This window comes from Yersinia sp. IP36721 (assembly GCF_003634395.1).
GTDB classification, from domain to species: Bacteria; Pseudomonadota; Gammaproteobacteria; order Enterobacterales; family Enterobacteriaceae; genus Yersinia; species Yersinia entomophaga.
Genome location: NZ_QCZL01000004.1, coordinates 270,397 through 290,622 on the forward strand (window position 1 = coordinate 270,397; position 20,226 = coordinate 290,622).

The following is a 20,226-nucleotide window of genomic DNA, read 5'->3' on the forward strand; positions in this document are numbered from 1 at the left end:
GAAGGGAAGATGGTGGGTAATGAAACTAACCTATTGATAAAACGTTGGCTTAATAATAAAAATCCTATCTGTTATGCCATTTTAAGCCAGTAACATGCTTTTCATTACCCCAGCTAACAGGGCATAATCGATTCAACTCCATTCGCCTTATTCCGTCAGGTATCTCCCATGAAAAATCAGCGTGTTACGTTACAAGACATTGCGTTACTGGCAGGAGTGACGAAAATGACCGTTAGCCGTTACCTGCGCACGCCGAAAAAGGTCGCGCCTGAGACCGCTGCCCGCATTGCGCAGGTCATGGTTGAAGTGAACTATGCCGATGGTCATGAAGGCGAGGGGCGCGCTAACCAGCATAATCCTCGCATCGGTATTTTGGTACCTTCCTTTAATAACCAGATTTTTTCCGATTTACTGGCGGGTATTGAATCTGTCACCGCCGGAAATGGCTATCAAACGTTGGTGGTTAACTATAACTATAATAAAGATCGTGAAGAAGAACAGATCATCAACCTGCTTTCCTGCCAGATATCCGGCCTGATTTTGACTGATTCTGAACATACTTTACGTGCAGATAAATATTTGAATGCTGCTGAAATTCCTATTGCGCAGGTGATGGATTTAGAGCCTCAACCTAATCGAATTACAGTTGGTTTTAATAATTATCAGGCCGCCTATGATATGACTTCCACGCTCATTGCCAGTGGTAAACAGCATATTGTCTGGTTTGGTTCGATGTCGGATGTACGTGATCGTAAACGTTATCAGGGATACAGCCAGGCGATGGAAGACGCGCAGCTATCACCTTTGCATATCACTCCTAACAAAGTGTCATCGGTATCTATAGGTTCTGGCATGTTGGCATTGGCGCGACAAATGTATCCGCAGATGGATGCGATCTTTTGTACTAACGATGATATGGCGGTTGGCGTGTTACAGGAATGCCTGAAGCTGGGTATCGCGATACCGGCTGAAATGGCGATTTCCGGCTTTCACGGGTTGGATATTGGTCAGGCAACTACGCCCGTTTTGGCCAGCGTGACTACTCCGCGCTATGAAATGGGTAAAGTAGCCGCAGAAATCTTAATCAAGAAAATCAAAAGTATTCCTACTATCGAACAGGTGGATCTTCATTATCGCATTTCTCTGGGTGGGACTATTTGATATCCGCGATAATCATTGCTGCCTGAACCCGTTAAATGCTTTCAGTCCGAATCATGTCCGATAACCGTGGGTATGTAGTGGTATCGCCACGTTGGTTATTGGCTACTGATTATCTGGCAATTGATAATATTGCAAGCGAATAAATTGATTTATGGTTAAAGGAATTCGTTGAATGGAAATATTATACCGACGCAATGATAGCCAGCTCACGTTGCAGGTAACACGTTTTCTTAACATGATTTACAGTGACCAGTATCACAAAATAAAGTATTGAAAAAAGGTTTTATAACGGCATCGACAAAATAAACGGAACAGAAAGAAATTAGCCGTGGATGATTAAAAACATTAAGAACAGCGATGTAATTAAATCATCCAATCATTGTTTAATAATGGCTAACTGCTTCGGTTATTTTTTATTTTATTTTACTGTCAGGTGCTCAATGATGAAAAAAAAACAACCGGCCGTGCTGATTATTGCTCCAGTAATGGATTATCTGACCGATAAACTGGACGCTAACTTTACCGTTCATAAACTGTATCTATTGGATGATGCCGCCAGTTTTCTGCGTGAACAGGGAGGGAATATCAAAGGTGTGGTAACCCGCGGTGATATTGGAATAAGCAATGAAGTTATGGCGCAACTGATTAATTTAGAGATTATCTCAATCTTTGGCGTCGGTACTGATGCCGTCGATTTGGAATATACTCGCGAGCGAAATATTATTGTGACCAATACGCCAGGCGTGCTGACTGATGACGTCGCAGACACCGCTTTGGGGCTGATTATCACCACCTGCCGCCGTTTCTGTCAGGCCGATAAATTCCTGCGTGCTGGGCAGTGGCCGAAAAGCAGTTTGCCGCTGTCGACAAAAGTAACCGGCAAGCGCCTGGGGATTTTTGGCATGGGACGCATAGGCCGCGCTATTGCGCGCCGTGCCGCCGGTTTCGACATGCAAATTGCCTATACCGATAATACTCACGATCGTGAATTGCCTTATCAGTTTGTGCCCGACCTGATCGATTTAGCGCGTCAAAGCGATATTTTGGTGATTGCCATTTCCGGAGGGAAAGACAGCGGCGGTCTGATTGATGCCAAAGTGTTTGCCGCCATGCCGGAACATGCCATTCTGATTAATATTGCCCGTGGCAATATGGTGAATCAGGATGATCTGATTGCGGCGCTACAGCAAAAAACTATCGGCGGAGCCGGATTGGATGTGTTCGCTAACGAACCTCATGTGCCGCAGGCATTAATCGAGTTGGAAAACGTGGTGCTATTGCCACATATTGCCAGCGCCACCGTTGAAACGCGTATGCAAATGAGCGACATGGTATTTTCTAATATCTCTGCTTATTTCTCTGAGCAACCGGTACCGACGGCGATTAAGTATTCATTAGTTTGAGTTGATTCGTATCAGGGTTAATTAATTTAGCCCTCTCGAAATAATAATAAAAATAAATTATCACATCGTGCATTTTAAAATAACTGGCAAATTAATTCTAATTTGCTGACGGTATTCTCTGCGCCAGCCATCCGAATCGCAGAGTAAATATTGCTATAGAAGAGGCGTGTTCAATATGGACAGTAAGATTCCTAATGCCCGTTGGTTCCGCATTATTGTTCCCATCATGATTGCCTGTATTATTTCCTTTATGGACCGGGTTAATATCAGCTTCGCATTACCCGGTGGAATGGAAAGCGACCTGGGTATTACCAGCCAGATGGCTGGTTTAGCCGGCGGCATCTTCTTTATTGGTTATTTATTTCTGCAAGTCCCTGGAGGGCGTATTGCGGTACACGGCAGCGGGCGTAAATTTATCGCTTATTCCCTGTGCGCCTGGGCGGTCGTATCCATTCTGACCGGATTTGTGACCAATCATTATCAGTTATTATTCCTACGCTTTGTTCTGGGCGTCTCTGAAGGCGGCATGTTGCCAGTGGTACTGACCATGGTGAGTAATTGGTTTCCCGAGCGTGAAATTGGCCGAGCTAACGCTTTTGTGATGATGTTTGCACCTATCGGCGGCATGTTCACCGCGCCGCTTTCTGGCTATATCATTAATATATTGGACTGGCGCTGGTTATTTATTCTGGAAGGCACGCTATCCGCTATTGTATTAGTGATGTGGTGGTTTGTGATTAGCGATCGCCCGGAAGAGGCTAAGTGGCTCTCTGAAAAAGAGCGCGATTATCTGGTGACTGAATTAGCCCGTGAACGCGCCGAAAAGATGCATAATAAACTGGTCACCCATGCGCCGCTGAAAGCCGTATTTCAGAATAAAGGTCTAATGAAACTGGTGGCACTTAATTTCTTTTACCAAACCGGTGATTATGGTTATACCCTGTGGTTACCTACCATATTAAAAAATCTGACCGGTGGAAATATGGCGTCGGTTGGCGTATTAGCCATATTGCCTTTTATTGCGACAACTTTAGGTATTTACGCTATTTCCTATCTATCGGATAAAACCGGTAAGCGCCGTTTGTTTATTATGCTTTCCCTGTTCTGTTTTGCCGCTGGATTAATCACGTCGGTCATATTCCGCCATAACGTGATGGTGTCCTATCTGTCCCTGGTGTTCTGCGGTTTCTTCCTTAAAGCCGCGACCAGCCCGTTCTGGTCTATCCCCGGCCGAATTGCTATTCCGGAAGTGGCCGGTGGGGCGCGTGGAGTGATTAATGGTTTAGGTAATTTGGGGGGATTCTGCGGCCCGTATCTGGTGGGCGTCATGATGTTTTTCTACGGTCAAAGCGCGGCGGTTTGCATGCTGGCGGGGTCGCTGGTCATTGCCGGTTTGATTACGCTATCCCTGCCAAAAGACTGCGATTTGAATGTGGCTCCCAAGGAAAAAAAACCTGTCGATAGCGCGTTAGCTAAAGTGAAAACCGTTTGAATCAGGCGGATTGGGCGCTGAGAGTGCCCAACCTGCTGCCGGAGATGACTATGAACTTATCCCAACAAATTGCCTTATGTCAGCAACACTTACAGGTACTGCAGTTTTCCCATTTCAACCATCAGCTAGCCTGGTCGCTAGGCGAAAGCATCAGGCAACGCGCCGAGCGGCAACATCTTGCGCTGGCGATAGAAATCAATGTGAATCATCAGTGTATTTTCAGTTATGCCATGGCAGGAACCACGCCGGAAAATCAGGACTGGCTGCGCCGGAAACGGAATGTGGTGGAGTTACTGAATATCAGCTCTTACGAGGCCGGGCTGATGTTGCAACAGCGGCAAACCACGCTTAGCGAGCGCTACGGCGTTAATCCACGGGATTATGCCGCACTGGGTGGTGGTTTTCCCTTGCAGATTAGGCAATCGGGCGTGATTGGCAGCATCAATGTATCGGGCGCCCCGCATCTGGATGATCATGAGTTCCTCCTGCTGACGCTATCTGAGTTTATCGGTTTGCCTGCGGGCAGCGTGGAATTTCTTCGCGAGCTGGAGAATACGCTATGACGATAAATCCAACGGTGGAACGAGTTACTCAGCGAATTGCCGCTCGCTCTCTGGCTACCCGAAGCGCCTATTTGCAGCGCATAGCGGCGGCAAAGGAGTGCCGAGTACGCCGTTCTCTGCTGGGCTGTGGCAATCTGGCTCACGGTTTTGCAGCCTGCCAGCCGGAGGATAAAACTGCGCTAAAAAATCAGCTAAGCAGCGATATCGCCATTATTACGTCTTATAACGATATGTTGTCCGCCCATCAACCTTATGCCGATTACCCGAGTCAGATCAAAGCTGCTTTGCATCAGGTGGGTGCGGTGGGGCAGGTGGCGGGTGGCGTACCGGCGATGTGTGATGGCGTCACTCAAGGGCAGGATGGCATGGAGCTTTCCCTGATGAGCCGGGATGTGATTGCCATGTCTGCTGCCGTGGGGCTTTCTCACAATATGTTCGATGGCGCACTGTATCTGGGGGTGTGCGATAAAATTGTGCCTGGCCTGCTGATGGCGGCGTTGTCTTTTGGTCATCTGCCAGCGATTTTTGTCCCGGCGGGGCCGATGGGAAGCGGTTTACCGAATAAAGAGAAAGTGCGTATTCGCCAGCTCTACGCCGAGGGGAAAACGGATAGGCAGGCTCTGTTGGAAGTTGAGGCGGCGTCTTATCACGGTGCCGGTACCTGTACCTTTTATGGTACTGCTAATTCCAATCAGATGGTGATGGAGGTTATGGGGCTGCATTTGCCTGGGGCGTCTTTTATCCAGCCGGACGATCCTTTGCGCGAAGCCTTGACCGCAGCGGCGGCACGGCAAATTACGCGACTAACCGAAGTCAGCGGGCAGTATTTACCATTGGGAAAATTGGTGGATGAAAAGGTTATCGTCAACGGCATTGTGGCTTTGTTAGCGACCGGCGGGTCGACAAACCACACCTTGCATTTGGTGGCTATGGCGCGGGCGGCGGGGATCATCATTAATTGGGATGATTTCTCCGATTTGTCGAACTGTATTCCTCAGCTTTGCCGAATTTATCCCAATGGCCCGGCGGATATTAATCATTTTCAGGCTGCAGGTGGCGTCGCGCTTTTAGTGCGGGAACTACTGCAGGGCGGTTTGCTGCATCCTGACGTTGAAACCGTGGCGGGCTTTGGCCTACGGCGTTATACCCAAGAGCCTTATCTCTCCGCGGGAGAACTGTTTTGGCGTGAAGGTGTGGCAAAATCTCTGGATCGAGCGGTGATTGCTGACTTATTGCAGCCTTTCGCCATTCACGGTGGTACCAAGGTGATGAGCGGTAATCTGGGAAGAGGGGTGATGAAAACCTCGGCGGTTCCTGCGGAATATCAGGTTATTGAAGGGCCAGCGCTAGTATTTGATAGTCAGCATCAGGTACAGCCTGCCTTTGATGCGGGATTGCTCAATCAGGATTGCGTGGTGGTGGTGCGTTATCAAGGGCCAAAAGCGGTAGGAATGCCGGAATTACATAAATTGATGCCACCGCTGGGCGTGTTATTGGATCGCGGCTTTAAAGTGGCTTTGGTGACCGATGGTCGATTGTCTGGCGCATCCGGGAAAGTCCCTGCGGCGATTCACGTTACGCCGGAGGCCTACTGTGGCGGACTGTTGGCAAAAATCCGCAGCGGCGATCGAGTACGAGTGAACGGGCATACCGGTGAGCTAACGCTGTTGGTCGATGAATCCGAGTTGGAGAGACGCCAACCCGAGGAGCCAGATTTATCCCGCTTTCATCTTGGCTGCGGGCGCGAGCTGTTCGGTGCGTTACGGGAAAGCTTATCCGGTGCCGAGCAGGGAGCCTGTTGTATTCGGTTTTAGCAATAAAAAACGGCGAGTGCGCGTTATCACCTTCGCCGTTTTGCCGTGGTCGCAGCTGATTGCCCGTCACGCATGGCGAGCGTTAACGGATTGTTATTCAATGCGAAACAGCTTTATCTCTGTCCTGATGCGGTTATTTTGTGATTTTGCGTTTTCGGCCTAATACAAAAATCAGCGCGATTAACACCAATACGCCCACAACCATAGCCGGGGCCATATAAGGCTGTAGTTTCGCCAGCAGCGGAACCGGCCCACCGGCGCGCAACTCAGCGACATCAGCCTCGCTAACGCTCACCTGCGGATTGCCGTAATTCTGTAAAACGTAATTGGCAATCAACGCAATCTCTTTGTCATTCAAATAATTGACGTAGGATTCCGGGCCAAAGTTAGGCATCAACACATGTTCATTTCCCACTTTTCGATCGACACCGAATAACATGGCAGAAATCAGGTTCGCCGGATTGCTGGAACCGGTAGCGGTGTTATTGAACAGGGATGGATAAGCCTGATTTTTGCTGCCGCTACCGTCCGGTTGATGACAACTGGCGCAGTTACCGCTAAATAATGTCGCACCGGTATCCTGCGTATGATTGGCGGTCGCCGGATGCAGGCCGCGCAATCCTTCCTCCACATTAACCGGTTGGCCAAACTGGTCTGCCGCCTGCTTATCCAGCGGGTCGCGTACCGGCTTGGTACTTTTCAGGTAAACCGCAATCGCCAGCAGGTCTTCTTTGGGTAAATATTGCAGGCTGTTTTGTACCGCTTCCGCCATGCCACCCGCCGCCTGATTTTTACCCTTGGTGCGACCGGTAGCCAAATATTCCACGAGCTGCTCATTGCTCCAGCCGCCAATACCACTCACTGGATCTGAAGTAATATTTGGCGCATACCAAGGCCCAACCATGCCACCGGCGAAAGCTTTGCCGTGGTTTTCGCCCATCAGCAGATTACGAGGCGTATGGCAGGTGTCACAGTGGCCGGGGCCGTTCACCAGATAAGCGCCGCGATTCCATTGTTCACTTTGGCTAGCGTCAGGTTCAAAACGGCCTTTGTCGAGGAACATCATGTTCCAGCCGATCATGGCAAAGCGCATATTGAACGGGAAAGGCAATTCCGTCGGGATATTTTCCTCATCCACCGCTGCAACGCCGTGCATAAAGTAGGCGTACAGCGCCTTAATATCCTCGCCGCTCAGGCGTGTGTAGGAGGTATAAGGCATGGCGGGATACAAATGACTACCGTCAGACCGAATGCCGTCGCGTACTGCTCGGGCGAACTGTTCTTCGGTGTAGTTGCCAATACCGGCAGCTTTGGACGGCGTGATATTGGTGGAGTAAATCACGCCCATCGGCGAGCTGATACCGTAGCCGCCGGCGTAAGGTGTACCGCCTTCGGGCTTGGTGTGGCAAGCCTGACAGTCAGAGGCAATGGCGACTTGCTCGCCCTTGTGAATCCATTCCTGCTGGCTGAGAGAAGCATTGTCCGCTGCCAGCGCCGCTGCGCTGATGAAAGAGAGAGAAAGCAAGAAAGCGCCGATTCGTTTTTTCATCATTTGCCCGCCATTGAACGAGCCATATCGTCGGCTGCTTTCAAACCCAGCGCCGCCATAGTCAGGGTGCTATTTACCACGCTGGCAGAGGGAATGGCGCCACCGCCCGGTAACCATAGGTTGGCGTGATCGAAGGTTCGACAGTTTCCATCCACTACCGAATCCTTCGGATCGCTGCCCATAATTGTTCCACCCATAATATGGTTGTTGGCATTCAGACTGGTGGTGATTTTGAATTCATCGGCTTCAAACAGTTGGCCGATATGCTCCAGCTGTTTGTGCGCAGCCTCGGCACCCTGACGTACGTAGTCACCGACATCGTAATAAATATCCGGGCACGGCAAGCCGTGGGCATCTGTGCGGGTTTTGCTCAGTGTCAGACGGTTTTCCGGATCGGGCAGCGGTTCCAGGCTGATCGACAAATCAGCGCCGTAAGCCGCTCGGCGGCGGATTTCCTCATCCAGTTCCTTGCCGACTAGGCCCATCTCCAGCGCTTGCTGAGTCGCAGGCAAAACCCGGTTGATATTGTTGAGAATCATCTTGTTGGCCGAATAATCTTTACGGAACTCGCCGTCCCGTGGGCCAACCAGGCAACTGCTTTGCGCCGGGCCGCGGCCTAGCCACAGCGGTTCTTTGGCCAAAAACGTACAGTGAAAACCGGAGTGGTCCATCATGTTGCGGCCGACCTGATCGGAAGAGTTGGCGATACCGTTCGGGTTTTTCTCATTCGCCGCGATCAGCAGTAGTCGGGGCGTTTCAATCCCGTTACAGGCTAATGCGAAGGTTTTCCCCGTGGCTTTATGAGATTGTTTCTGGTTATCCAGCCAGTGTACGGCGGTAACCTGATTATCCTCATCGGTATCAATTTTGTAGACCACCGCTTCCGCCAGTACCGCCGCGCCTTTCATTTCTGCGCGTTCGATGTGATGGATACCGTTATACATGGCACCAATTGGGCAGATCGGTTGGCAGTTATTGTTACCGCAGCAGGTCGGGCGGCCTTCCCACGGGCGGGTACTGCGTCCCTGCGGAATGGGCACCGAATTATAGCCGTGAGGGTTAACCACTTCGGCAAAGCGAGTATCGCCGTAAGCCCAAGGCACACTATCCATCGGATAAGGTTTACTGCGTTCAGACGGAGATTGTTTAGCCGGATCGTTCGGCCCGGCTACGCCAATTTCGTCTTCTGCACGGCAATAGTAGGGTTCCAGTTCGTCATAAGAAATCGGCCAATCGCGCCCCACGCCGTATAGCGTTTTCATCTGGAAATCGTTGGGAACGTGACGCCAGCAAGATGCGGCCCAATGCCAAGTGGTGCCGCCCACGGTGCGTAAATAGCCTTGTTTAAAGCTACCGGCGCTTGGGCCGCTGAGTTCGACGTAATTATTTTCCGGGAAATACAGCGGCGCGGTGGCATATTTTGACTGCGGATAAAGCCCTTGATAATCCGAGCCAGCACGGTTATCAAACGGCATATTACGCCAGTTTTCTACGGCCTGACCGCGGCTGATGCGCAGACCGGCTTCCAATACTAATACCGAGTAGCCTTGGCTGACTAATTGGTCGGCCATCATGCCACCGACAATACCGGAGCCAACGATGATAACGTCGGCAGAGGCGTCACCATTGGCGCTAAAAATAGGTTTTTTCATTAGGAATGGCTCACATTGTCAGGCTTAGGCAAATTGATATCAGGTGGGGCGGCGGTCCACCACAGCGGACCGTTACCGCAGTAGGTTGGCACGATCAGGCTATCGCTGGCAGGGCGGTACATCAGCGCATCTTTGTAGGCGATTAACACCGCCTGCTGGCCGTGTCCTACGGTGCCGGTGTACCAGGCTGCCATGATGTTACTGACCACTTTTTGCAGATTATGGCCACTAGCCGCAGCCAACAGTTGCTGGGCGCGTTGTTCTGGCTGCATCAATGTGGTGAGCTGGATTATTTGGTCGGCAAACTGGGCGTCACTGTTGTGTAGTGCGGTAAAAATCCGTGCCGACATACCTTGATCGATATCTTTATGTTCGGTCAGTGCCTGAGACAATTTGAAGAAGCGAGCGAAAGCCAGTGGGTTGGCAGCGGCGGTGGCCTGTTCGGCTTTAGTCAAAAATGGGTAACCTAAAAGTGAGGTTGCCACCATCGCGGAGGCCACGCCAAACAGCAGTTCCCGGCGGGTGAAACCGGTTCCATTTTTTTCCGGCTCAATAACATTGCGAGATGAAATCTTTTCCATCGAGAGTCTCTCTTGGATCGGGTGTGGTGCTGAACGTCAGCTTTGAAAATGAATTATTGTTATTTTATGTAGCGTTTTTTAGAGGTTATATGGCCGCAGAGTGGGCAAATACAGTGTGAGAGTGTCATTCACCAAGGAAATCATCACTCTTCAATGAGCGGTAAATTAACAAGCTATTAAACAATTTTCAATAAGATTGATTAGGTGTCTAACTATTTGTTGATAATTTGCACGGTTTTTAACAATCCTAATTCGTGGCGCGTCGGTGAGGGAATTTAGTGCCAATCTTCATCAGGATCAAAATGGTAAGCCCGATTATAAGCTATGGTTAGTAGGGAAAGGTTATAGGGTGTAATTGATTTTTTAATCACGGAGAAGTCACATGAGCAGAGTAAATGACCCTCAACAAACCTCGTTAGATGACGACTTGAGCATGTTGACCGACACGCTGGAAGAGGTGTTGCGGTCATCCGGCGATATGGGTGACGATGGTTATCAGATTGTGAAAGCCCGGGCTGAAAATGCGCTGAAAGCAGTAAGAGATCGCCTGAATGGCACCACTGATTGCTATATGGAACGCGCCAAGCAGGCGGCCTGTCGTACCAATGAATACGTGCGCGAAAAACCCTGGCACGGCGTGGGTATCGGCGCTACCGTTGGCCTGATCGTCGGATTGTTATTGGCTCGTCGCTAGCGATAAATCTGATGGAGTGACTCAACGGCTCATTTATGTATGAGCCGTTTTTTTTGGCCAGCATATTGCGTTTTTTCAGTCAGAAATCCACGGAAATAGTTACGTGTGCGACTAATGATTAGTTTTTCATGTGTTATTTTTACCAGGGCAACATAAATCATATTACTATTATCATCTTATGTATTTAGGTTTGTTTAATTTCATCTATAACAATGATTAATAGGTTTGTGGCGATTATATAAACTAAATATTGTAATTTATTAAGACGCTGTAATTCATAGGTATGAGTTTATTTTTAAAATGTATTATTTTTTTCTAGCGGATGAGCCGTTTTGTTTTCTTTAAAATTAATAGATATTTTTATTGGCTCATAACCTACTGATCAGTTGGAGGAATTCGGAATCGTCAATTATTTTGCGATTTTAAAAGTGTGATGAGCGTCACGCTAAATGGAAAAAACAAAAAAACGTATTTGAAGGCTTGAGTATATAAACTAACCTTAATCTTACTTCCGGAATACTAATGAAATGGCAATTAATGTATTCACTGGAAATGTTGAATTAATTTTATTATCTCTATGTAAATATTGATTTTTTCTTTACTTTCTCATGTGGTTCAGGGGCTGGTCTTCGCTAATTTTTTTTCACCCATAATATTTTCTTTTGTTTTGTTGACGTTTTCACTCTTATTTATTCTTGTAATTAAAATAGAGATTTTATTTTTGACTTTAAATCTTGGGTCGGTGTTGATTGCCGATATCGAGACGTAGCAATGCAGTTTGTTTTATTTTTTTATTTTACACACAGCGCTTTATCTAAAGCGAAAAACTAATGTTGGAAGGATATATATTATGCCGAAACAAATATTAATTAAAGTGTCTCAGGAATTTAGCGATTTCTGTAAAAGCAATAATTTCTCACTTGCTGCATTCCGTGGAGCAAGTGCCAGTAATACTAATGGGGTTCCGGTTGTTTGGTTTAACGTGGCTAATACCAATATTGTTCCGAATAATCCGATAAACGTTACTTTTGATCCTTCTTATCAGGTTTATGACTCTTTGGTGGATCAGGTAATTCCTGATGGCAGTGTTACCGTAGGGCAATCCATGTCGGCGAAACTAAGCGACAGCTTTGGTATTGTGGCCAAACAGCTAACAAAACTGTCCGGTGGTGGTATTCCTACGGGGATCCGTATCATCAACCAAACTCCCGGGGTGAATATTGTGGCCGGTCTGGCAGGGGATAATGGCGTACCTATTGCAGCCTTTGTGTGTAATCCGAATGTTAATTTATTCCTGGAGCCCTTACAGACCGTAACGATTTCGCTAATCGGATCAGCCTTTGGCGTTGGTACTGCGATTGTTAAAGCGACCGGGCCATCGGTATTATTGGATCTTACCAGCAATAATGTGGCCAACATTGAATATAATGTTTTAATGGGCGAATGGGACTTATCTGTAGGTTCACCGACTGTACCTTTAACTCAAATTCCTGCGGATACGGCAATGCAGCCATTTGTATTGCCAGGAATGAACAGTGTAAAACTAAAACAGTTAGCGTCTCTGAATGCCGAGGCAGTGAAATAACGTAATGGATATTGAAAATCACTGAATACCCGCTTCTGGCGGGTATTTTTTTAGGGATAATCTTAGCTTAATGTAGGCCAATGTTGTTTATGGCATCCGCGGTATCCGGTGCTAAGTGTGTAATAGAACTTCTTTTCTGATGTTCACTCCGTATAATCACATTCTTTATGTTGATATACCGAGGTGCGCGTGACACAACTCTCTGATTTGCTGGAAGAATTACGGCACCTTTTGGATGCTGACTTTCCCGATCGGGCCGGTGTCCGACAGATCGCTTTGCCAGCCCCTGCCGTGCTTGGCAGTCAATTGCTGGAATGGTTGGCAACGCAGCCTGTTTTTCCGCAGTTTTACTGGCGTCACCGCGATGGACATGAAGAGGCTGCGGTATGTGGTCAGGTGCGTTTATTCCGTGATATGTCTGCCGCCGATGAATTTATCCGGCAATATAAAAATCATGCCGGATTACGTATTTGGGGGCTGAATGCCTTTGAACCCTTTCCGGCTATCGCCAATGAAACAGACATTTCCTCCGCTTTCTTTTTTCTACCGCGATTGCAATTGCTGCGTCGCGGTGGAGAAATTAGCCTGACGCTCAATTTAGCCAGTGAAACCTCCCTGCAACAGGATGTTTGTCTGGCGCTGGATTTCATCGAGCAATTACTCGCTCCGCGGCCAATTCCTGAACTGACGGTCAGCGTTGAAACTCTTGTTCACCAGCCCGATCAAAAAGGCTGGTGCCAACTGCTGGAACAGGCATTACGGGCCATTGCCAACCAGCAGATGGAAAAAGTGGTACTGGCGCGCATGACTCATCTGACCCTGCGGGAAACCTTATTCAGCCCGGCATTTATGGCCGCCAGTCGTCAGGTTAATCACCAGTGTTTCCACTTTATGCTGCGTTTTGACGATCGGCGGGCGTTTCTGGGCTCCAGTCCGGAACGTCTGTATCGCCGTCAGCAATCACAGTTGGAAACCGAGGCGCTGGCGGGAACCGTGGCGAATGATAAGGATGATGCCAAAGCCGCGTGCTTAGCCCATTGGTTAGCCGGTGACGATAAGAATCAGCGGGAAAACCTGCTGGTGGTAGACGATATCTGCCAGCGCCTGCAAGGCGGGGTTTCAGCGGTGGATGTGATGCCTGCCGAGGTGATTCGTCTGCGCAAAGTGCAGCATTTGCGCCGTCGGATTCGGGCGCAATTACAGCCGAATGTCACTGATGCCGATTGTCTACAGCGTTTGCAGCCCACGGCAGCAGTGGCGGGATTGCCACGTGAACCAGCGCGGTTGTTTATCCTCGATGCAGAGCCGTTTTCTCGCGGCTGGTACGCCGGTTCCTCAGGCTATTTTTCATTGGCGCAATCGGAATTCGCGGTGGCGCTGCGCTCGGCGCAAATCGAGGGCGATCAGGTTCAGATTTATGCTGGCGCTGGCATCGTCGCCGGTTCTGACCCATTAATGGAATGGCAGGAAATCGAAAATAAATCCGCTGGATTACGCAGTCTGTTGGAAAAATAAGCCCTTAGTCGATAACCACTAACTAATAGTGGGTAATTACCCCTACCGCCTATGAGGGCGGATTGTGGCGTTGATTCGGCAGGTGTAAACTATATCGCCGTTATTCATCGGTAAAACTTTGGCCTAGCGCAGGGCTTTTCCTTCGCTGCCGAGTAAAAATATTTATTTAGGCTATCAGCCTGTTAACTGACTGTTGAGCGAACCATGTCGACAAGCGTCTTTAACCGCCGTTGGGCGGCCTTGCTACTGGAGGCATTGACCCGCCACGGTGTGCGTCATATCTGCATTGCCCCAGGGTCTCGCTCTACGCCCTTAACGCTGGCTGCGGCGGCGAATCCGTCGCTGGTTTGCCATACCCATTTTGATGAACGCGGTTTGGGGCATTTGGCGCTAGGGCTGGCTAAGGCTTCGGCTCAGCCGGTGGCGGTGATTGTCACTTCCGGTACGGCGGCGGCCAATTTGTATCCCGCGCTGATAGAAGCCGGGCTGACCGGCGAGCGTCTGGTCTTTCTGACGGCGGATCGCCCGCCAGAACTAATTGACTGCGGCGCAAATCAGGCGATTCGTCAGCCCGGTATGTTCGCCAGCCATCCCAATGCGAGTCTCAATCTGCCACGCCCTACGCCGGATATTCCCGCAAGTTGGCTGGTTTCCAGCCTGGATAACGCGATGGCGCAGTTACAGCAAGGGGCATTGCATATCAATTGTCCTTTTGCCGAGCCATTGTACGGCGGTGATGATAGCCAATATGCCGAATGGTCCGCGGCGCTGGGAGACTGGTGGGAACGCCGCGAGCCTTGGTTAAAATCCTCATATCCTGTTAGCCATGCCGTTCAGTCTGATTGGTATTTCTGGCGCCAAAAACGCGGCGTTGTTATTGCCGGACGCATGAGCGCAGAAGAAGGTATTCAGGTTGCTGAGTGGGCGCAGCAATTGGGCTGGCCGCTATTGGGGGATGTGCTATCTCAAACCGGCCAGCCGCTGCCCTGTGCGGATTTATGGCTAGGGCATCCGCAGGCGCAAAAACTGTTACAGCAGACGCAGGTGGTGGTGCAATTCGGCAGCAGCCTGACGGGCAAACAGTTATTGCAATGGCAGGCTCAGTGTCAACCGGAAGAATACTGGCTGGTGGATCATTTAGCGGGTCGCCTCGATCCGGCTAACCACCGCGGGCGGCGGTTGTTAGCCAATATCGACGAATGGTTGGAGCTACATCCGGCGCAGCCGCGAGCCCCTTGGGCCGGAGAGCTGGCTTTGTGGTCCGACAGCGCCGAAGGCTGCGTGGCAGAATATCTGAACGACAAATTTGGTGAAGCCACGGTGGCCCATCGACTGGCGGAATTACTGCCGGAAAACGGGCAGCTTTTTGTCGGTAATAGCCTGATCGTGCGTTTAGTGGATGCGCTAGGCCAGCTTCCCGCTGGCTATCCGGTTTACAGCAATCGCGGCGCCAGCGGCATCGACGGCCTGCTTTCCACCGCCGCCGGTGTGCAGCGCGCTACCGCCAAACCGACTCTGGCTATCGTCGGCGATCTTTCTGCGCTCTACGATCTGAACGCCCTGGCGTTACTGCGCCAATGCTCGGCTCCGACGGTACTGTTAGTGGTGAACAATAACGGCGGACAGATTTTCTCCCTGTTGCCAACGCCGGAAGAAGATCGCCAGCGCTTCTACTGCATGCCGCAGAACGTCAGTTTTGATCATGCTGCCGCTATGTTTGGCCTGCGATATGCCTGTTTGTCCAGTTGGGAGAAACTGCACGAAGAGGTGCAGCAAAGCTGGCAACAGGGCGGTATGACGCTGATTGAGCTAAAGGTTCCGGCTAGTGAAGGGGCGGAAACGTTGCAATATCTGGCGCAGCGGGTGGCGGAACTGTGACGCTGGCCTGCCGCACCGTCAATTCGCACACTGGCACGAAACCCTGGCTGGTCTGGCTGCACGGTCTGTTGGGCAATGGCGAAGATTGGTCAGAGGTAGCCGGGCGCTGTACCGAATTTCCCTCGCTGTTTGTCGATCTTCCGGGCCACGGCGGTTCGGTTGCTCAAGCGCCCGGTGATTTTGCCGAGGTCAGCCGTCAGCTAAATGCGACATTGGCGGCGCAAAATATTCAGGATTATTGGTTGATAGGCTACTCGCTGGGTGGGCGCATTGCCATGTATCACGCTTGCTGCGGTGAACATACCGGGCTGCGTGGTTTGTTGGTCGAAGGGGGAAATCCCGGCCTGGAAAACGAAGAACTGCGGCGAGCGCGTCTGCTACGTGATACCCATTGGGCGCAGCGTTTTCGTCAGGAACCCATGACGCAGGTTCTGGCTGACTGGTATTTACAGCCGATTTTCGCTGATTTAACCGCCAGTCAGCGGCAAGAGTTCATAGATTTGCGCTCGGTCAATCAGGGTTTCACAGTAGCTGCTATGCTTGAATCCACCTCTTTGGGTCGCCAGCCTTATCTGCTGCCTGCACTGCACCAGTTGGCTATACCTTTTGCCTACCTGTGCGGTGAGCGAGACCTTAAATTTCAGCAACTGGCGCGCCAGAACCGGTTGCCGTTACACACCCTTGCCGGAGCTGGCCATAATGCCCATCGGGCCAATCCCGATGCTTTTGCCGAGCAGGTGCGTTTATTCTTATCACTCTCCCGTTAAAGGAATGCTTAATATGCTGTATCCGAGCGAAGAACAATTGTACGCCGCCATTGAATGGCAGGACTGCTCAGCCGGGTTTGAAGATATTCGTTATCATAAATCCCGTGATGGTATCGCCAAGATCACCATTAACCGCCCTCAGGTACGCAATGCGTTCCGTCCTCAGACGGTCAAAGAGATGATTCAGGCGCTGGCCGATGCCCGTTATGACGATCATATCGGCGTGATTATTCTGACAGGCGAAGGGGATAAAGCCTTCTGTTCCGGTGGCGATCAGAAAGTGCGCGGTGACTACGGCGGCTATCAGGATAACAGCGGTGTGCATCATCTGAATGTGCTCGATTTCCAGCGCCAGATCCGCACCTGTCCAAAACCAGTTGTGGCCATGGTTGCAGGCTATTCCATTGGCGGTGGACATGTATTGCATATGATGTGTGATTTGACCATAGCCGCAGACAACGCCATTTTTGGTCAGACTGGCCCGAAAGTCGGTTCTTTCGACGGCGGCTGGGGCGCGGCCTATATGGCACGTATCGTAGGGCAGAAAAAAGCGCGTGAAATCTGGTTCCTGTGCCGCCAGTACGATGCTAAACAGGCGTTGGACATGGGGCTGGTTAACACCGTGGTGCCTTTGGCCGATCTGGAAAAAGAAACCGTACGTTGGTGTCGTGAGATGCTGGAAAACAGCCCAATGGCGCTGCGCTGCCTCAAAGCGGCGCTGAATGCTGACTGCGACGGTCAGGCTGGTCTGCAAGAGCTGGCGGGTAACGCCACCATGCTGTTCTACATGACAGATGAAGGTCAGGAAGGGCGTAACGCGTTCAACGAAAAACGCCAGCCGGACTTCAGCAAATTCAAGCGTAATCCGTAATGCGTCGGGCGAGTTTATATCGCTTTAGTCTGCCTATGGAGGCGGGCGTGATTCTGCGCAACCAACGGCTGAAAAGTCGCGATGGGCTATTGGTGGAATTGAGCGAAGGTGAAAACAGCGGCTGGGGGGAAATCTCCCCACTGCCGGAATTCAGTCAGGAAACGCTGGCCGAAGCCGAAGCGGTGACACAGCGATGGTTACAGGCTTGGCTGGGCGGAGAGCAACCGGCGGAAAGTCCTTTGCCTTCAGTGGCTTTTGGCCTGAGCTGTGCGCTGGCTGAGCTGAATCAGACGTTGCCGATACAGGCGGATTATCGTAAAGCCCCGTTGTGTAACGGCGATCCCGATGAGCTTTTTGACGTACTGATGGCGTTGCCCGGTGACAAAGTGGCGAAGGTCAAAGTTGGGCTATATGAAGCCGTGCGCGATGGGATGATCGTCAACGTATTGCTGGAAGCCTTGCCGGATCTCACTTTGCGTCTGGATGCCAATCGAAGCTGGACGCGTGCCAAAGCCGACGGATTTGCCAAATACGTTAATCCCGGATTGCGTTCCCGCATTGCTTTTCTGGAAGAACCGTGCAAAACCCGCGACGAATCCCGCGCTTTTGCTCGTGAAACCGGTATTGCCATTGCTTGGGATGAAAGCGTGCGCGAAGCCGATTTTCAGGTGCAGGCCGAGCCGGGCGTTGCGGCAATCGTGATCAAACCAACGCTGGTTGGCAGTATCAACCGATGCCGACAATTGGTGCAACAGGCTCATCAGGCGGGGTTGGTAGCGGTAATCAGTTCCAGCATTGAATCCAGTCTGGGGTTATCGCAATTGGCTCGGCTCGCCAGTTGGCTAACGCCGGATACGGTGCCGGGGTTGGATACGCTGGATCTGATGCAGGCGCAGCTATTACGCCCGTGGCCAGACAGTCAATTGCCGCTGATTTCGCTGGAACAACTGGATCGCATATGGCGCGGCTAAACCAGTGGCCATGGCGGCACTGGGCGGAGTTGCAACCGCAGAAAGAGGCGCTGCGGCTGGAAGGTCGGTCTATCAGTTGGCAACGGCTGGTGGCGGATATCGACGCCGTGGCGGCCAGTTTTCATCATCAGGGCGTGGCGGCAGGCCGTGGCGTTGCGGTCAGAGGGAAAAACAGCTATGGCTTGCTGCTGGCCTATCTGGGCGCTTTACAGTGTGCCGCTCGCGTCCTGCCACTCAATCCGCAGTTACCTGAAACTTTACTGCATCAGCTGCTTCCGGGGCTGGATATCGATTTTATTTTCGATTCTCACGGGAGCGACTTGGCTGGCTTAGAGCTAACTTCTCTGACCGACAGCGCGGCGTCGCCTGTAACGCCGCAACCTTGGGACGGGCAACGTCTAGCGACGCTAACTCTGACCTCAGGTTCCTCTGGTTTGCCCAAAGCGGCAGCACATCAACTCGATGCTCATTTGGCTAGCGCGGAAGGGGTATTGAGTCTGATGTCTTTCCATACTGACGATAGCTGGCTGTTGTCATTGCCGCTGTTCCATGTTTCCGGGCAGGGCATTATTTGGCGCTGGCTTAGCGTGGGTGCCACGTTAGTTATTCGGCCAATGCAGTCATTATCTGCAGCGCTGGCGGGATGTACTCATGCGTCACTGGTGCCGACCCAGCTTTGGCGTTTGTTGACTCAACCTTCGGAAAAACTGAGCCTGACGGACGTATTGTTAGGTGGCGCTATGATTCCGACTGAATTGACCGAGCAAGCCGAAGCGCGTGGTATTCGCTGCTGGTGCGGTTATGGTTTGACGGAAGCGGCTTCCACGGTGTGCGCCAAGCGAGCCAATGGCAACGCCGGAGTGGGCGTGGCGCTTTCAGGGCGACAGGTGAGGTTGGTGGATCAGGAAGTGTGGGTGAAAGGAGATTGTCTGGCCGCCGGTTATTGGCAGCGGGGCAAATTACTTCCTTTGACTGATGAGAACGGCTGGCTGCACACCCGCGATCGCGGTCAGTGGTTTGAGGACGAACTGCATATTCTTGGGCGGCTGGATAATCTGTTTTTCAGCGGTGGGGAAGGGATTCAGCCGGAAGATGTTGAGCGCATTTTGCTGCGGCATCCTCAGGTTTATCAGGCATTTATTTTGCCGGTGAACGATAGCGAGTTTGGCCAGCGTCCGGTCGCGGTGATCGAAAGCGATCCCCAGCTTTCATGGTCAGAACTGGCCGATTGGCTAGCACCGCAGGTCGCGCCATTTCAGCGCCCAGTGGCTTTCTATCGCTTACCCGATGAATTGAAGAATGGCGGAATTAAGATCTCGCGGCGTTCGGTGGGGGAGTGGTTAAGGTGATGTTTTTGTTTGCGGGTATTTTCGCTACCGGAAACCAAGATTGAGTCGGGTTTCGAAAGTGTAACCGTTCGGTTTTTCCTTAACTCGGTTGGGCTGGGAAGTGATGTATTCACTAAACTAATATCAACCGAAACTGGATGCGGTTTTAGATATGAATTGGCTTTGACTTTAAAGCACGTATTTGAGCTTTCTCACGTCAAGATTGGAGCCGGTTTCGCAAGCCGAATAGTTCGGTTTCTCCTCGCCTCGGTTGAGGCTGGGAAGTGAGGTATCACCAAACTAATATCAACCGAAACCGGAGCCGGTTTCGTAAGCCCAGCAGTTCACTGTCTCCTCACTTGCCGTGGAGGCTTCCGAGCAGGGTTGGCGCGAAAGTGGGGT

16 protein-coding genes are annotated in these 20,226 nt (G+C 50.9%); 13 read left to right on the plus strand and 3 right to left on the minus strand.

The genetic code is table 11. The features are described from left to right. Nucleotides 1-168 precede the first annotated feature (168 nt). The 5 genes from DBA33_RS06385 to edd all read left to right on the plus strand — a co-directional run bounded on the left by DBA33_RS06385 (nucleotide 169) and on the right by edd (nucleotide 6,433). Nucleotides 169-1,161, plus strand: a complete 993-nt coding sequence (locus DBA33_RS06385; RefSeq protein ID WP_120805905.1) for a substrate-binding domain-containing protein — start codon at nucleotides 169-171, stop codon at nucleotides 1,159-1,161. Between the two features lie 443 nt (nucleotides 1,162-1,604). Then, nucleotides 1,605-2,564, plus strand: coding sequence for a 2-hydroxyacid dehydrogenase (locus DBA33_RS06390; protein WP_120805907.1), 960 nt, complete (start codon nucleotides 1,605-1,607; stop codon nucleotides 2,562-2,564). Between the two features lie 175 nt (nucleotides 2,565-2,739). Next, a complete protein-coding gene (locus tag DBA33_RS06395; RefSeq protein ID WP_120805909.1) occupies nucleotides 2,740-4,056 on the plus strand; it encodes an MFS transporter in 1,317 nt (438 codons plus the stop codon). Nucleotides 4,057-4,106: 50 nt separating this feature from the next. After that, nucleotides 4,107-4,619, plus strand: coding sequence for a heme-degrading domain-containing protein (locus DBA33_RS06400; protein ID WP_120805936.1), 513 nt, complete (start codon nucleotides 4,107-4,109; stop codon nucleotides 4,617-4,619). Between the two features lie 2 nt (nucleotides 4,620-4,621). Beyond that, complete coding sequence (gene edd, locus DBA33_RS06405; protein WP_201030834.1) at nucleotides 4,622-6,433, plus strand: phosphogluconate dehydratase; 1,812 nt, start codon at nucleotides 4,622-4,624, stop codon at nucleotides 6,431-6,433. A gap of 133 nt (nucleotides 6,434-6,566) precedes the next feature. On the opposite strand, the gene DBA33_RS06410 is transcribed toward edd, so the two are convergent. The 3 genes from DBA33_RS06410 to DBA33_RS06420 are packed head-to-tail and all read right to left on the minus strand — an operon-like array spanning nucleotide 6,567 to nucleotide 10,215. Next, nucleotides 6,567-7,982 (minus strand): cytochrome c, encoded by a 1,416-nt coding sequence (locus tag DBA33_RS06410; RefSeq protein ID WP_162975171.1) that lies wholly within the window; start codon nucleotides 7,980-7,982, stop codon nucleotides 6,567-6,569. Continuing rightward, nucleotides 7,982-9,634, minus strand: a complete 1,653-nt coding sequence (locus tag DBA33_RS06415) for a GMC family oxidoreductase (protein WP_120805913.1) — start codon at nucleotides 9,632-9,634, stop codon at nucleotides 7,982-7,984. The genes DBA33_RS06410 and DBA33_RS06415 overlap by 1 nt, the downstream gene beginning before the upstream one ends. After that, entirely contained in the window at nucleotides 9,634-10,215 is a 582-nt protein-coding gene (locus DBA33_RS06420; RefSeq protein ID WP_120805916.1) for a sorbitol dehydrogenase family protein, read from the minus strand. Before DBA33_RS06420 ends, DBA33_RS06415 begins: the two co-directional genes overlap by 1 nt. A gap of 382 nt (nucleotides 10,216-10,597) precedes the next feature. On the opposite strand from DBA33_RS06420, the gene DBA33_RS06425 reads away from it, so the two are divergent. The 8 genes from DBA33_RS06425 (at nucleotide 10,598) to menE (ending at nucleotide 19,845) form a co-directional block, all read left to right on the plus strand. Then, on the plus strand, nucleotides 10,598-10,909 hold the full coding sequence (locus DBA33_RS06425; protein WP_064517275.1) for a DUF883 domain-containing protein: 312 nt from the start codon (nucleotides 10,598-10,600) through the stop codon (nucleotides 10,907-10,909). 850 nt (nucleotides 10,910-11,759) lie between these two features. Then, nucleotides 11,760-12,494, plus strand: coding sequence for a hypothetical protein (locus DBA33_RS06430; protein ID WP_064517277.1), 735 nt, complete (start codon nucleotides 11,760-11,762; stop codon nucleotides 12,492-12,494). Nucleotides 12,495-12,683: 189 nt separating this feature from the next. Next, a complete protein-coding gene (menF, locus tag DBA33_RS06435; protein ID WP_064517280.1) occupies nucleotides 12,684-14,009 on the plus strand; it encodes an isochorismate synthase MenF in 1,326 nt (441 codons plus the stop codon). A gap of 204 nt (nucleotides 14,010-14,213) precedes the next feature. Further along, a complete protein-coding gene (menD, locus tag DBA33_RS06440; RefSeq protein ID WP_064517283.1) occupies nucleotides 14,214-15,887 on the plus strand; it encodes a 2-succinyl-5-enolpyruvyl-6-hydroxy-3-cyclohexene-1-carboxylic-acid synthase in 1,674 nt (557 codons plus the stop codon). Then, the gene (gene menH, locus DBA33_RS06445) at nucleotides 15,884-16,654 is read left to right on the plus strand and encodes a 2-succinyl-6-hydroxy-2,4-cyclohexadiene-1-carboxylate synthase (RefSeq protein WP_064517286.1); all 771 of its coding nucleotides are present in this window, start codon (nucleotides 15,884-15,886) and stop codon (nucleotides 16,652-16,654) included. Before menD ends, menH begins: the two co-directional genes overlap by 4 nt. A 13-nt stretch (nucleotides 16,655-16,667) precedes the next feature. Then, nucleotides 16,668-17,525, plus strand: coding sequence for a 1,4-dihydroxy-2-naphthoyl-CoA synthase (gene menB / locus DBA33_RS06450; protein ID WP_049597052.1), 858 nt, complete (start codon nucleotides 16,668-16,670; stop codon nucleotides 17,523-17,525). Next, nucleotides 17,525-18,496, plus strand: a complete 972-nt coding sequence (gene menC, locus DBA33_RS06455; protein ID WP_064517289.1) for an o-succinylbenzoate synthase — start codon at nucleotides 17,525-17,527, stop codon at nucleotides 18,494-18,496. Before menB ends, menC begins: the two co-directional genes overlap by 1 nt. Further along, complete coding sequence (menE, locus tag DBA33_RS06460; protein ID WP_064517292.1) at nucleotides 18,484-19,845, plus strand: o-succinylbenzoate--CoA ligase; 1,362 nt, start codon at nucleotides 18,484-18,486, stop codon at nucleotides 19,843-19,845. Before menC ends, menE begins: the two co-directional genes overlap by 13 nt. The last annotated feature ends 381 nt before the right edge of the window (nucleotides 19,846-20,226 follow it).

Bases quoted from the DNA above. Each gene is read 5' to 3' on its own strand.
- DBA33_RS06400 (WP_120805936.1), top strand. From the start codon at position 4,107: ATGAACTTATCCCAACAAATTGCCTTATGTCAGCAACACTTACAGGTA.
- DBA33_RS06395 (WP_120805909.1), top strand. From the start codon at position 2,740: ATGGACAGTAAGATTCCTAATGCCCGTTGGTTCCGCATTATTGTTCCC.
- DBA33_RS06410 (WP_162975171.1), bottom strand. From the start codon at position 7,982: ATGAAAAAACGAATCGGCGCTTTCTTGCTTTCTCTCTCTTTCATCAGC.
- DBA33_RS06425 (WP_064517275.1), top strand. From the start codon at position 10,598: ATGAGCAGAGTAAATGACCCTCAACAAACCTCGTTAGATGACGACTTG.
- menC (WP_064517289.1), top strand. From the start codon at position 17,525: ATGCGTCGGGCGAGTTTATATCGCTTTAGTCTGCCTATGGAGGCGGGC.
- DBA33_RS06415 (WP_120805913.1), bottom strand. From the start codon at position 9,634: ATGAAAAAACCTATTTTTAGCGCCAATGGTGACGCCTCTGCCGACGTT.
- DBA33_RS06385 (WP_120805905.1), top strand. From the start codon at position 169: ATGAAAAATCAGCGTGTTACGTTACAAGACATTGCGTTACTGGCAGGA.
- menB (WP_049597052.1), top strand. From the start codon at position 16,668: ATGCTGTATCCGAGCGAAGAACAATTGTACGCCGCCATTGAATGGCAG.
- DBA33_RS06390 (WP_120805907.1), top strand. From the start codon at position 1,605: ATGAAAAAAAAACAACCGGCCGTGCTGATTATTGCTCCAGTAATGGAT.
- DBA33_RS06420 (WP_120805916.1), bottom strand. From the start codon at position 10,215: ATGGAAAAGATTTCATCTCGCAATGTTATTGAGCCGGAAAAAAATGGA.
- menE (WP_064517292.1), top strand. From the start codon at position 18,484: ATGGCGCGGCTAAACCAGTGGCCATGGCGGCACTGGGCGGAGTTGCAA.
- menD (WP_064517283.1), top strand. From the start codon at position 14,214: ATGTCGACAAGCGTCTTTAACCGCCGTTGGGCGGCCTTGCTACTGGAG.
- DBA33_RS06430 (WP_064517277.1), top strand. From the start codon at position 11,760: ATGCCGAAACAAATATTAATTAAAGTGTCTCAGGAATTTAGCGATTTC.